Source organism: Limnohabitans sp. 2KL-17, assembly GCF_003063415.1.
GTDB lineage: Bacteria > Pseudomonadota > Gammaproteobacteria > Burkholderiales > Burkholderiaceae_C > Limnohabitans_A.
In genome coordinates, this window is sequence record NZ_NESK01000001.1 from 53,189 (window position 1) to 65,978 (window position 12,790).

Consider the following 12,790-nt stretch of genomic DNA (forward strand, 5'->3'; position numbering starts at 1 on the left):
AACTGAATTATGAACTTCGAAATCCAAAAGCGTGCCTTGTCCAGTGTGATTCGTGACGAACTCGATGCCCTGATCGTCCTGTGGCCCTCAAAAGATGACGCGTTGGTCTCTGGGCAGGACCCGATTGCCGTTTTGTTACAGGCAGCTTTGCGACACGGAGATTTTGAGCACAAACCGGGTGCTGTTTTGTCTTTGTATGCCCATCCGGGCGTCAAGGCCCGACACCTGGTAATCGCTTGTGTGGCTGAGGGCACAGTGGTCCAGGTTCGCAGTGCTGTAAACGCCGCTTGGACTGCACTCAAGTCCTCCAGAATCAAGCGCATCGGGCTTCACTCGGCGGCTGATCTCTCCCCTCAGGTGTTGCAGACGCTTGTTGCGTCTTTGGCCGATGCCAGCTACAGCTACACCAGCACCTTGAGCAAGCCCAAACCCAGAACACTCAAGCAAGTCGTTGTCAGTGCTCACACTGTCACTGCCGGGCTTCGCGAGGCTTTGGCCCATGCACAAGCCTTGGTGGCTGGCGTGGAAGTGGCCAAAGAGTGGGCCAACAGGCCTGCCAACCATTCCACCCCCACCATGCTGGCCGATGCGGCCAAGTCGATCGCCAAAGCGGCCTCGTTCAAATGCGAGGTGATGGGCCCCAAAGAGGTGGCCAAATTGGGCATGGGCGCCTTTTTGGCCGTGGCAAAAGGCGCGGCAGAGCCTTTGCGCTTCATTGTGATGCGCTACAACGGCGCCGCAACAGGCCAGCCGCCTGTGGTGCTTGTGGGCAAAGGCATCACCTTCGATACGGGGGGGATTTCCATCAAGCCTGCGGCTGAAATGGACGAGATGAAATACGACATGTGCGGGGCAGCCAGCGTCCTGGGGGTTTTCAAAGCCCTGGGTGAACTCAAGCCTGCCATCAACGTGGTCGGGCTGATTCCAGCGACAGAGAACATGCCCGATGGCTTGGCCGTCAAGCCAGGAGATGTGGTGACCAGCATGAGCGGTCAGACCATAGAAATTTTGAACACCGATGCCGAAGGCCGCTTGGTGCTTTGCGATGCCCTGACTTATGCCGAGCGGTTCAAGCCAGAAGCCGTGATCGATATTGCAACCTTGACAGGTGCCTGTGTGATCGCCCTGGGCGGGGTGCGCTCGGGTCTTTTCTCGAGTGATGATTCTTTGGCGCAGGCCCTGCAATTGGCGGGTGATGCGTCTGGGGATGCCTGTTGGCGCATGCCTTTGGACGACGACTATGCCGATGGCCTCAAGTCTCGTTACGCCGATGTGGCCAACGTGGCGGGGCGTCAAGCAGGATCCGTCACGGCGGCCAAGTTTTTACAACGCTTTGCATCACGCTACCCCTGGGCGCATCTGGACATTGCTGGCACAGCTTGGAAAAGCGGCGCGGCCAAGGGTGCAACGGGCCGCCCTGTTGGCTTGTTGCTGCACTATCTGTTGGCTCGGGCCAACGAGAAAGCCGTCAAGACAACTTCACCCCGTTCCACTTCAACTCGCCGCTCTTGACGGAATGAAGATGACCCGGATTGAATTCCATTTCAATACCGCCGATCGCCTGCAATACACCTGCCGGCTATTAAGGAAAGCCCACAGCCAGTCTTTGCGCTTGGGTGTGGTCGGCTCCGAGGCCACCCTGCGCCAATTGGACAATCTGCTGTGGACATTTTCGGAACTTGACTTTTTACCGCACAGCCATGCGCAAGATGCTCAAGGTATTCAAGACGTTTCGCCCATTCGGCTTCATGCCGACCCAATGCAGTTGACCGATCTGGACATATTGGTGAATTTGGGGGACGAGGTGCCGCAAGGTTTTGAAAAATTTGAGCGCCTTATTGAAATGGTGGCCACCGACGACCATGGCCGCATGACTGCCCGTGAGCGCTGGCGACATTACACCAAGCAGGGATACGATTTGGCGCAACACGATTTGTCAAAGGGCGCTTTGTCATGACATCCCCAGCATCCGGGCTTTTTGCCGAACACATACCTTTGAATGCGCCTGTTCTGAATGCGGTTATTGCCGAGTCGGACATTCCTGCCGTTGTGCAGGCTGCCCTGGAGGCCCTGGCGCTTGAAAAGGCAGCTTTTCTGGCCTTGGCAGATGAGTTGATGGTCGAGCTGCGCCCTGAGGTGGCACGGTTGGCCACTGAATTGCTGCGCAACAGCATTCACCACGTCTGGCTCAACCGTTGCCGACTTGATCAGAAGTGTCCTTGAAGCTCTGAGACCAAAATATTTGTGAGGGTTTTGGTTTTCCCTATGTTCAAAATGCTTGTTTTTGAAGTATCTTTGCCGCTTGCTTAATTGAAGCAAATTTATTTCGGAGATTCCATGAAATTTTCTGGTGTACGTTCATTGACCGTGGTTGCTGTGGCTGTTGCCGCAGTCGTTTTGGCAGCTTGTGGCAAAAAAGAAGCCGCATCTGATGTTCAGGTGATCAAAATTGGTCATGTGGGCCCAGTCAGTGGCGCCATTGCCCACTTGGGTAAAGACAACGAGAACGGTGGCCGCATGGCCATTGAAGAGCTCAATGCTGCTGGTCTGAAAATCGGTGACAAGGCGGTTAAGTTTGAATTGTTGACTGAAGACGACGCAGCAGATCCAAAGCAAGGCACCGCGGCTGCCCAAAAGCTGGTAGATGCCAAAGTCAATGGCGTGATCGGTCACCTGAACTCAGGCACCACCATTCCTGCTTCACAAATTTACAACACCGCTGGCATTCCCCAGATTTCTCCATCGGCCACCAACCCCAAGTACACCCGCCAGGGTTACGCTGGTGCGTTCCGCGTGGTGGCTGACGATGTCCATTTGGGTGGCACCCTCGGCAAATACGCTGTCGAAACCCTCAAAGGTAAAAACATCGCTGTGATCGACGACCGCACGGCCTATGGCCAAGGTGTTGCCGAAGAGTTCAAGAAGGCCGCTACGGCTTCTGGCGGCACCATCGTCGGTCATGAGTTCACCACCGACAAAGCCTCTGACTTCAACACCATCCTGACCACATTGAAGGCCAAGAAGCCTGACGTCGTTTTCTTTGGTGGCATGGACGCTGTGGCCGGACCAATGTTGCGTCAAATGAAATCCTTGGGCATCAATGCCAAGTTCATGGGCGGCGATGGCATGTGCACTTCCGAGTTGGCCAAGCTGGCTGGTGACGCCATGAAAGACGATACTGTTTTCTGCGCTGAAGCAGGCGGTGTTGAGGGTGAACAAAAAGCCGGCATGGACAAGTTCCGCGCTGATTTCAAGGCCAAGTACAACGCCGATGTGCAGGTGTATGCCCCTTACGTTTATGACGCCGTCAAAGTCATGGCCACAGCCATGGTGACCGCAGGTTCGGCTGACCCAGCCAAATACCTGCCTGCTTTGAAGGCCATTAACTACAAAGGCGTGACCGGAAACATCGCTTTCGACGAAAAAGGTGATGTCAAGAACGGCGCTTTGACCATGTACACCTACAAAGGTGGCGAGCGTTCACAGTTGGCTGTGGTTCGCTGATCTGTCAGCCCCCGGCTTCGGGGGCTCACTTCATCCCGCTTTCGAGCCGTTGGTGAAGTGGACAGACAAAAAAAGCCTGCACTTGTGCAGGCTTTTTTGTTTTGGCGGAGCAGGCGGGATTCGAACCCGCGGTGGGCTATTAACCCACACACGCTTTCCAGGCGTGCGACTTAAACCACTCATCCACCGCTCCTAAGCCAGCTATTGTAGCAGTGGAAAATGGCAAGCAAAGCCCATCGAGTACAAATCCTAAGCGTGTTTATTGCTGGCTTATGAGGTGTGATTTTTGATGAATTCAGATCTGTATCGTCCGATCAGCCCTTTTTATCCTTAAACTTCCACTCTGTTTGAATTCCTTTGTCCCTTATTCGGCGCACTGCTCGACAAGCCCATGAAATTTCGCTTCCCGATCGTCATCATTGACGAAGACTACCGTTCCGAAAACACATCGGGATTGGGCATACGCGCTTTGGCCGATGCCATCATCGCTGAAGGTTTTGAGGTTTTGGGGGTCACAAGTTACGGCGATTTGTCGCAATTTGCGCAGCAACAAAGCCGAGCCAGCGCCTTCATCCTGTCGATTGACGATGAAGAGTTTTCGCCAGGCCCTGATCTGGACCCTGCTGTCATCAGTTTGCGCGCCTTCATTGACGAAGTGCGTCGCAAAAACGCCGATGTGCCCATCTACATTTATGGCGAAACCAAAACTTCGCGCCATTTGCCCAACGACATCCTGCGCGAGTTGCATGGCTTTATCCACATGTTCGAGGACACGCCAGAGTTCGTGGCGCGTCACATCATCCGCGAGGCCAAAAGCTATCTGGAAGGCGTGCAGCCACCTTTCTTCAAGGCCTTGCTCGATTACGCAGAAGACGGTTCTTACTCCTGGCACTGCCCGGGGCACTCCGGCGGCGTGGCTTTCCTGAAAAGTCCCGTGGGTCAGATGTACCACCAGTTTTATGGCGAGAACATGCTGCGCGCCGATGTGTGTAACGCCGTGGAAGAGTTGGGGCAGTTGTTGGATCACAACGGGGCCATTGGCGCAAGCGAGCGCAATGCAGCCCGGATTTTCAACGCCGACCATTGCTTTTTTGTGACCAACGGCACCAGCACTTCCAACAAAATCGTCTGGCACCACACCGTGGCACCAGGGGACGTGGTGGTCGTAGACCGCAACTGCCACAAGTCCATCCTGCATGCCATCATCATGACCGGCGCGATTCCCGTTTTCATGAAGCCCACCCGGAATCACTACGGCATCATTGGTCCGATTCCCAAAAGTGAGTTTGAGCCTGCAGCCATCATGGCCAAGATCAAGGCCAACCCCTTGCTCAAGGGCGTGGATCCGAAAAAGGTCAAACCCCGTGTCATGACCCTCACGCAGTCAACCTACGATGGCGTTCTGTACAACACCGAAACCATCAAGAGCATGCTGGATGGCTACGTTGAGAACCTTCACTTTGACGAGGCCTGGTTGCCCCACGCGGCTTTCCACCCGTTTTATGGTCCTTACCATTCAATGGGTAAAAAACGCGCCCGTCCCAAAGAGTCGATGGTGTACGCCACACAGTCCATTCACAAGTTGCTCGCTGGGATCAGCCAGGCCAGTCATGTGCTGGTGCAAGATGCACAAAACACCAAGCTCGACAGGCCGTTGTTCAACGAGGCCTATCTGATGCACACCTCGACATCACCCCAGTACAGCATCATTGCCAGCTGCGACGTTGCTGCAGCCATGATGGAGCCGCCAGGTGGCACTGCATTGGTGGAGGAAAGCATTGCCGAAGCGCTGGATTTTCGCCGTGCCATGCGCAAGGTGGATGCCGAGTACGGCAAAGACTGGTGGTTCAAGGTCTGGGGCCCGGAAAAATTTGCCGAAGAAGGCATTGGCCGCGCCGATGACTGGATATTGCGCAACGATCCCCGCAAGAAGACCAGCAAGTGGCATGGCTTTGGTCAGCAGTTGGCCGATGGCTTCAACATGCTGGACCCGATCAAGTCGACCATCGTGACACCGGGCCTCGACTTGGACGGCAAGTTTGACAAGACAGGCATCCCCGCCTCGATCGTCAGCAAGTTTCTGACCGAGCACGGCGTGGTGGTTGAAAAGACGGGTCTTTACAGCTTCTTCATCATGTTCACCATTGGCATCACCAAAGGCCGCTGGAACACGCTGTTGACGGCTTTGCAGCAGTTCAAGGATGAATACGCCAAGAACCAGCCCATGTGGAAAATCATGCCGGAGTTTTGCCAAAAGTACCCACGGTACGAGCGAATGGGCCTGCGTGATTTGTGCCAGCATGTGCACGAGATGTACGCCAAGTACGACATTGCCCGTTTGACCACCGACATGTATTTGTCGGATCTGGCCCCGGCCATGCGCCCCTCAGATGCCTACGCCCACATTGCCCACCGCAAGACCGAGCGAGTGGAAATCGACCACTTGGAAGGCCGCATTACGGTGGGTCTGGTCACGCCTTATCCGCCTGGTATTCCATTGCTGATCCCTGGCGAAGTCTTCAACAAAAAGATCGTTGATTACCTCAAGTTCGCCCGCGAGTTCAACGAGAAGTGCCCAGGTTTTGAAACCGACATCCATGGCCTGGTCGAGGTCAAGGACGAAGAGGGCAAGACGCGCTACTTTGCGGATTGCGTGAAGGCTTGAGTCTTGCGTTGGACCCTTGGGGGCAGCAAGGGTCCGTTAAAAACTCAACGGATCAGGCCGAAGCCGCTGGCTCGGCAATACCGCCGACCACTTGACTGAAACCACCATCCACATAGGTGATTTCGGCGGTCACGCCAGCTGCCAGATCGCTCAGCAAGAACGCAGCCACGTTGCCGACATCCTCAATGGTCACGTTGCGCCGGATGGGAGAAGCCTCGGCCACCACCGACAAAATCTTGCCAAAGCCTTTGATGCCGCTGGCCGCCAGGGTTTTGATGGGGCCCGCTGAAATGCCGTTGGCACGCAAGCCCCGTTTCTGGCTGCCCAGCGACTCGGCCAGGTAACGCACGGACGCTTCGAGGCTGGCTTTGGCCAGGCCCATGGTGTTGTAGTTGGGCACCGTACGGATAGCGCCCAGATACGTCAGCGTCAGCAGAGCCGATTTGTCGTTCAGGTAGGGCAGAGCCGCTTTGGCCATGGCGGGGAAGCTGTAGGCGCTGATGTCATGGGCAATCTTGAAGCCTTCGCGCGACAAGCCTTCCAGGAAATCACCAGCAATGGCCTCGCGCGGGGCATAGCCGATGGCGTGAACAAAACCATCAAGTTTGGGCCAGGTCGCCGACAGGTCGGTGAACAGCTTGTCAATCTGCTCGTCACTGCCCACATCGCAATCAAAAATCAGTTGGGAGTCAAAGTCGGCTGCAAACTCGGTGATGCGGTCCTTGAAGCGCTCTCCCACATAACTGAAAGCCAACTCGGCGCCTTGGGCATGGCAGGCCTTGGCGATGCCATAAGCGATCGAGCGGCTGGAAAGCACGCCGGTGATCAAGAGCTTTTTGCCCGAAAGAAATCCTGTTTTTGTGGTCATGTCTTCAACTTCTGGAAAATGTGGGCAGAATTGTCGCATGCGTAGACCCATGGCTCGATTTTTGACAAAGTGTTGGCTAGCCCTCGGGCTCTGGATAACTGGCAACGCATGGGCGGCCCATGCGTATGCCCAGTTTGGCGACGTTCGTTACCCTGCAGGTTTTTCCCATTTTTCGTATGTCAACCCTGCTGCGCCCAAAGGTGGCGAGATCGTTTTGGTGCCGCCCACTCGGCAGTCCAATTTTGACAAATACAACCCCTTCACACTCAAAGGCAGTGCACCACCGTCCATGCTGGGCATGATGTTTGACACTTTGCTGGTGGGTAACATGGAAGAGCCAACCACCGCTTATGGCTTGTTGGCCTCTGACACCCAGGTCGCACCCGACCGCATGTCTGTGACTTTTCAGATCCACCCGCAGGCGCGTTTTCACAATGGTGACCCGGTACTCGCCTCCGATGTCCGTCATTCCTTTGAACGGCTGACCAGCAAGCAGGCTGCGCCTCAGTACCGCACTTATTTTGGAGAAGTGAAAACGGCCACCGTTTTGGGCGAGCGCAGCATCCGCTTCGAATTTGTACGCCCCAACAGCGAGCTTCCCTTGATCGTGGGCGGCCTGCCCGTTTTCAGCCACAAATGGGGTTTGCAAGGCGACACACTCAAACCACTGGACCAAATGGTCATGGACATACCCATATCCTCGGGGCCATACCGCATCGGGCCAGTGCAATTTGGCAAGGACATTACCTACGTGCGCGACCCGGCCTATTGGGCCAAAGACCTGAATGCGCGCAAAGGACTTTTTAATTTTGACCGGATCACCTACAAAATTTACAAAGACAGCACAGCGCAGCTGGAAGCTTTCAAAGCGGGTGAGTTCGATTACATGCAGTCTTTTGTGGCGCGTGAATGGGCGCGTGCCTACACCGGCCGTGCATTTGAGCGTGGCGAGCTGGTCAAGGCCGAGTTGCCCCATGGCAATGCGGGGGATTTTCAGGGCTTTTTGTTCAATTTACGCCGTGACAAATTCAAGGACGTCAGGGTCCGCCAAGCCATCGCATTGGCGATGGATTTTGAATGGCTGAACCGGCAGTTGTTCTACAACGCGTACAGCCGGGTGCGCGGCTACTTTGTGGCCAGTGACTTTGAAGCCAAGGGGCGCCCTGGCCCCGAAGAGTTGGTTTTGCTGGCGCCCTTGCGGGGAAAGTTGTCGTCTGCCGTGTTCGAGCAAGAGGTGCCTCAGCCACCTAAAACCGAGCTTGCCACCGATTCGGGCCATACCCTGCGCGACCATCTGCGCCAAGCCCGAGACCTGCTCAAAGACGCCGGTTGGACTTACCGCGATGGCGCTTTGCGCAATGCCCAAGGCCTGCCCATGACCCTGGAATTTTTGGACAGCTCGGGTTCAATGGGGCGGGTGGTCACGCCCTTTGCCAAAAACCTCGAAAAGCTGGGGATTCAGGTGCAGTACAAAGTGATCGACTTTGCGCTCCTTCAAAAGCGCATGGATGTGTTCGATTTCGACATCATCAGCAACCGCACCGTGGGCAGCGAAGCACCCGGCACCGAATTACTGGAGAGATTTGGCTCGAAGTCGGCCGATGTGGAAGGCTCGGGCAATGTACTGGGCCTGAAAGACCCGGTGGTGGACGCCTTGCTGGACAAAGCGGTGAGCGCAAGCACCCGGCCTGAACTGGTGGCCAGCTTGCGGGCATTGGACCGGGTGTTGCGACATGGTCATTACGTGGTGCCACATTGGTATGGCGCGGTTCACCGGGTTTCCTGGCGGGCGGCGGCCTTCGATCGCCCGGCCAGTTTGCCTCGCTACTACCAGCCTGAGGCTTTGGTAACCACGGTCTGGTGGTCCAAGTCGACCAACGCCACGCCCGTCTCGTCGGGCAGTGCATCGACCACCCATGCTGTCGTCAAGAAAGGCCCTTGACCGATGTTGTCCTATATTTTCAAACGCTTGATGCTGATGATCCCGACATTGTTCGGGGTGTTGTTGATGACCTTTGTGGTCATTCAGTTTGTGCCGGGGGGGCCCGTCGAGCAAATGGTCGCGCAGTTGCAAGGACGAGACACCGGCGGTGAGGGGGCGGCTGCCGCGGGAAGCGGTTACCGGGGGCGACAGGGGGTGGATGCTGCTCGCATTGCCGAGATCAAAACCCTCTACGGGTTTGACAAGCCTCCCGTCGAGCGTTTCTGGATGATGCTCAAACAGTTTGTTCAATTCGACTTGGGTAAAAGTTTCTTCTACCCCAAAGACGTCTGGAGTCTCATCAAGGAAAAACTGCCCGTCTCGATCAGCCTTGGACTGTGGACATTTTTTCTCAGCTACCTGGTGTCGGTGCCTTTGGGCATTGCCAAGGCGGTGCGGGCAGGCAGCCGTTTTGACACGCTGACTAGTCTGCTGGTTTTGCTCGGTTATGCGATTCCAGGCTTCGTGCTGGGTGTGGCATTGCTGGTGATTTTTGGTGGGCAGCTGCAATGGTTTCCTCTGCGCGGACTGACCTCGTCCAACTGGGATCAGCTCAGCTGGAGTGCCAAAGTGCTTGATTATTTGTGGCACATTGCCTTGCCGGTCACGGCCAGCGTGCTGGGCTCCTTTGCGGTCATCACCATGCTGACCAAGAACGCGTTTCTGGAGGAAATCCGCAAGCAATACGTTTTGACGGCTCGCGCCAAAGGGCTGAGCGAAAACCGTGTGCTGTATCGCCATGTCATGCGCAATGCGCTGATTCCACTGGTGACCGGATTTCCTGCGGCTTTTATCGGTGCTTTTTTCACGGGCTCATTGCTTATAGAAACCCTGTTCTCGCTCGACGGTCTGGGTTTACTCAGTTACGAGTCGGTGATCCGGCGCGATTACCCCGTGGTCCTGGGCACCCTGTATTTGTTCACGCTGATGGGTCTGTTCACCAAACTTGTCAGCGATCTTTGTTATGTGTGGGTCGACCCCCGTGTGAAGTTCGACAAATGACACCCTTGCCATCTGCTGTTTTTCTGCCTCAGGTCTCGCCATCGACCCGAGCCTGGCTTCGCTTCAAGCGCAACCGACTCGGTTTTGTAAGCCTCGTCGTTTTTGTGATCTTGTTCGTGATGAGTCTTGGTGCCGAGTTTTTGTCCAACGACAAACCCCTGATCGTGCGCTTTCAGGGGCAATGGTATGCACCGGTGGTGCAGACGCTGCCTGAAAAAGTCTTTGGTGGTGATTTCGAAACCCCTGCCGACTACCTCGACCCCTTTATTCAGCAGCAATTGAACAAGGACGGCAACTGGGCATTGCAAGCCCCAAACCCCTACCACCACGGCACGCTCGATTACTTTGCCCCTTTGCCCAACCCGGCGCCACCCACTTCGCGCAATTTGCTGGGGACCGATGACCGGGGCCGGGATGTGCTGGCCCGATTGATCTACGGTTTCAGGGTGTCGGTGCTTTTTGCTTTGGCGCTGACGCTTTTTGGCGTGTTGTTAGGTGTTTTGACTGGCGCGATACAGGGGTTTTTTGCAGGCAAAACTGATTTGGTTTTGCAGCGTTTTATTGAAATTTGGGGTGCCATGCCCGAGTTGTACCTGCTGATCATCTTCTCTGCAGTGTTCGAGCCCAGTGTGGGATTGTTGCTTGTACTGCTGAGTCTGTTTGGCTGGATGGGCTTGTCCGACTATGTGCGGGCAGAGTTTTTGCGCAACCGCCAGCTCGATTACGTCAAGTCAGCCCGTGCCTTGGGTTTGGGACATTGGCAAATCATCTGGCGCCATGTCTTGCCCAACAGCATGACCCCGGTGGTGACTTTTTTGCCATTCCGAATGAGTGGCGCTATTTTGGCTCTGACCTCGCTCGATTTCCTGGGCCTGGGCGTGCCGCCCGGCACGCCATCTTTGGGTGAATTGCTGGCCCAGGGCAAGAACAACATCGACGCCTGGTGGATTTCCATCTCCACCTTTGGCGTGTTGGTGCTGACCCTTCTTCTGCTGACATTCATGGGCGATGCGCTGCGCGATGCGTTGGACCCCAGGAAGCTTGACTTATGAACAAGGTCACGGTTCAGCCGGCCTTGCTGGAATTGAAAGACCTGCGCGTTGCTTTCGCCGGGCAATCGGTGGTGCATGGCGTCAACCTGAGTATTCAGTCGGGCGAGCGTGTGGCCCTGGTCGGCGAGTCGGGTTCTGGCAAGTCGGTCACAGCTCTGTCGATCTTGCGTTTGCTGGAGTCGGCCCAACTCAGTGGTCAGGTGCTTTGGCAGGGGCGCGACCTCCTGCGGCAACCACTGGCCGAGATGCAGCGTATTCGTGGCGATGAGATCGCGATGATTTTTCAGGAGCCGATGACCGCGCTGAACCCTTTGATGACGGTGGGTCAGCAGATATCGGAAGTTCTTCAGCTCAAAAAAGGGCAGGCCAGGCGCGATGCAGATGAGCGATCGGTGCACTTGCTGTCCGAAACCGGCATCGATGACCCGCAGCGAAGGTTCGGCGCTTACCCCCATCAACTGTCGGGGGGGCAACGTCAGCGCGCCATGATGGCCGTGGCTTTGGCCTCAGAGCCCAAACTTTTGTTGGCCGACGAGCCCACCACGGCGCTGGATGCCACTTTGCGCCTGCAAATGCTGAGCTTGCTGTCAGAGTTGCAGCGGAAAACGGGCATGGCTGTGCTGTTGATCACCCACGATCTGGCCTTGGTTCGTCACTTTGCTGACCGGGTGGCCGTCATGGAAAAAGGGCACCTTGTGGAGCAGGGCGCCTTGACCGCTGTATTCACGCAGCCGCAGCACGCTTACACCCGAAAACTGCTTGACAGTCGACCAAGCCGGGACGGATTGGTGCCAGCCGATGGCACCTCAAAACCCCGCCCCTTGCTGGAAGCCAAAGGCCTTCAGGTTCGTTATCCTATGGCGACACCCGGATTTCGGGGCTGGTTTCGTCAACACCATTTCACGGCCCTGTATGGTGCAGATTTCAGCATCGCGCCGGGAACCACCTTGGGGGTCATGGGCGAGTCGGGTTCGGGTAAGTCCAGTTTGGCGCAAGCTGTATTGGGCCTGATCCCCTTTGAAGGGGTATTGTCTTTCGAGGGCCAAACCTGGCAAAACTCGCCTGCGCGTGACAAAGCCCTGCGCCAACGTGTTCAGGTGGTTTTTCAGGATCCCTATGGCAGTCTTTCGCCACGCATGACCGTGGGAGAAATCGTTTCTGAGGGACTTCGATTGCACCAGCCAGAGGCGACTGAGCCAGTCATTGAGGCGCGCATTCTGGATACTTTGGCCGAAGTGGGTTTGAACAGCGCCGATTTTCCCGATTTGCTCAACCGATACCCCCATGCCTTTTCGGGTGGACAGCGCCAACGCATCGCTTTGGCGCGTGCACTGGTTGTCAACCCGGATTTGTTGGTTTTGGACGAGCCCACCAGTGCGTTGGATGTGACTGTACAAAAACAAATTTTGAAATTACTTCAGGATTTACAAACGAAACATGGCGTGGCTTATTTGGTGATCACGCACGATATCGATGTTTTGAGGGCCATGGCCCACCAAGTGATGGTGCTGCAAGCGGGGCAAGTCGTTGAGGCAGGCTCAGCCGAGCAGGTGCTGTACCAACCAAGCCACGCCTACACCCGCAGCTTGCTTTCGGCCTTCCCGGATGAGTGAGCAGATTCACAGGAAGCCGGGCTTGGTTTTCCTTAGAAATCACACACTTAGAACGTTTTTCGGCTAGAATACCGGCTTCACGACCAAACGGGCGGGTTTTCACCG

General features: G+C 55.8%; 10 protein-coding genes and 1 tRNA gene. 9 read left to right on the forward strand and 2 right to left on the reverse strand.

The window, feature by feature from the left end:
- Window positions 1-9: 9 nt before the first annotated feature.
- The 4 genes from B9Z45_RS00260 to B9Z45_RS00275 all read left to right on the forward strand — a co-directional run bounded on the left by B9Z45_RS00260 (window position 10) and on the right by B9Z45_RS00275 (window position 3,504).
- A complete protein-coding gene (locus tag B9Z45_RS00260; RefSeq protein ID WP_108405233.1) occupies window positions 10-1,512 on the forward strand; it encodes a leucyl aminopeptidase in 1,503 nt (500 codons plus the stop codon).
- 10 nt (window positions 1,513-1,522) lie between these two features.
- Complete coding sequence (locus B9Z45_RS00265) at window positions 1,523-1,957, forward strand: DNA polymerase III subunit chi (protein ID WP_108405363.1); 435 nt, start codon at window positions 1,523-1,525, stop codon at window positions 1,955-1,957.
- A complete protein-coding gene (locus tag B9Z45_RS00270) occupies window positions 1,954-2,223 on the forward strand; it encodes a hypothetical protein (protein ID WP_108405234.1) in 270 nt (89 codons plus the stop codon). Before B9Z45_RS00265 ends, B9Z45_RS00270 begins: the two co-directional genes overlap by 4 nt.
- Before the next feature lie 114 nt (window positions 2,224-2,337).
- Window positions 2,338-3,504, forward strand: coding sequence for a branched-chain amino acid ABC transporter substrate-binding protein (locus B9Z45_RS00275; RefSeq protein ID WP_108405235.1), 1,167 nt, complete (start codon window positions 2,338-2,340; stop codon window positions 3,502-3,504).
- Between the two features lie 102 nt (window positions 3,505-3,606).
- On the opposite strand, the gene B9Z45_RS00280 is transcribed toward B9Z45_RS00275, so the two are convergent.
- Window positions 3,607-3,697: transfer RNA gene (locus tag B9Z45_RS00280), tRNA-Ser, on the reverse strand.
- 198 nt (window positions 3,698-3,895) lie between these two features.
- Between B9Z45_RS00280 and B9Z45_RS00285 the strand changes: the two genes are divergently transcribed.
- The gene (locus B9Z45_RS00285; RefSeq protein ID WP_108405236.1) at window positions 3,896-6,169 is read left to right on the forward strand and encodes an arginine/lysine/ornithine decarboxylase; all 2,274 of its coding nucleotides are present in this window, start codon (window positions 3,896-3,898) and stop codon (window positions 6,167-6,169) included.
- 52 nt (window positions 6,170-6,221) lie between these two features.
- Here the strand turns inward: B9Z45_RS00285 and fabI are convergent, their stop codons facing one another.
- Window positions 6,222-7,037, reverse strand: a complete 816-nt coding sequence (gene fabI / locus B9Z45_RS00290; protein WP_108405364.1) for an enoyl-ACP reductase FabI — start codon at window positions 7,035-7,037, stop codon at window positions 6,222-6,224.
- A 37-nt stretch (window positions 7,038-7,074) separates the two neighbouring features.
- On the opposite strand from fabI, the gene B9Z45_RS00295 reads away from it, so the two are divergent.
- From B9Z45_RS00295 to B9Z45_RS00310, 4 genes are read left to right on the forward strand one after another with little or no spacing between them, the layout of a single operon-like run.
- A complete protein-coding gene (locus B9Z45_RS00295) occupies window positions 7,075-8,979 on the forward strand; it encodes an extracellular solute-binding protein (RefSeq protein ID WP_199221802.1) in 1,905 nt (634 codons plus the stop codon).
- Window positions 8,980-8,982: 3 nt separating this feature from the next.
- The gene (locus B9Z45_RS00300) at window positions 8,983-10,020 is read left to right on the forward strand and encodes a microcin C ABC transporter permease YejB (protein ID WP_108405238.1); all 1,038 of its coding nucleotides are present in this window, start codon (window positions 8,983-8,985) and stop codon (window positions 10,018-10,020) included.
- Window positions 10,017-11,072, forward strand: coding sequence for an ABC transporter permease (locus tag B9Z45_RS00305; protein WP_108405239.1), 1,056 nt, complete (start codon window positions 10,017-10,019; stop codon window positions 11,070-11,072). The genes B9Z45_RS00300 and B9Z45_RS00305 overlap by 4 nt, the downstream gene beginning before the upstream one ends.
- Complete coding sequence (locus B9Z45_RS00310) at window positions 11,069-12,685, forward strand: ABC transporter ATP-binding protein (protein WP_108405240.1); 1,617 nt, start codon at window positions 11,069-11,071, stop codon at window positions 12,683-12,685. The genes B9Z45_RS00305 and B9Z45_RS00310 overlap by 4 nt, the downstream gene beginning before the upstream one ends.
- The last annotated feature ends 105 nt before the right edge of the window (window positions 12,686-12,790 follow it).

Excerpts from the sequence above, each read along its gene's own strand:
- B9Z45_RS00295 (WP_199221802.1), top strand. The coding sequence starts at position 7,075 with ATGCGTAGACCCATGGCTCGATTTTTGACAAAGTGTTGGCTAGCCCTC.
- B9Z45_RS00300 (WP_108405238.1), top strand. The coding sequence starts at position 8,983 with ATGTTGTCCTATATTTTCAAACGCTTGATGCTGATGATCCCGACATTG.
- fabI (WP_108405364.1), bottom strand. The coding sequence starts at position 7,037 with ATGACCACAAAAACAGGATTTCTTTCGGGCAAAAAGCTCTTGATCACC.
- B9Z45_RS00285 (WP_108405236.1), top strand. The coding sequence starts at position 3,896 with ATGAAATTTCGCTTCCCGATCGTCATCATTGACGAAGACTACCGTTCC.
- B9Z45_RS00310 (WP_108405240.1), top strand. The coding sequence starts at position 11,069 with ATGAACAAGGTCACGGTTCAGCCGGCCTTGCTGGAATTGAAAGACCTG.
- B9Z45_RS00265 (WP_108405363.1), top strand. The coding sequence starts at position 1,523 with ATGACCCGGATTGAATTCCATTTCAATACCGCCGATCGCCTGCAATAC.
- B9Z45_RS00275 (WP_108405235.1), top strand. The coding sequence starts at position 2,338 with ATGAAATTTTCTGGTGTACGTTCATTGACCGTGGTTGCTGTGGCTGTT.
- B9Z45_RS00270 (WP_108405234.1), top strand. The coding sequence starts at position 1,954 with ATGACATCCCCAGCATCCGGGCTTTTTGCCGAACACATACCTTTGAAT.
- B9Z45_RS00305 (WP_108405239.1), top strand. The coding sequence starts at position 10,017 with ATGACACCCTTGCCATCTGCTGTTTTTCTGCCTCAGGTCTCGCCATCG.
- B9Z45_RS00260 (WP_108405233.1), top strand. The coding sequence starts at position 10 with ATGAACTTCGAAATCCAAAAGCGTGCCTTGTCCAGTGTGATTCGTGAC.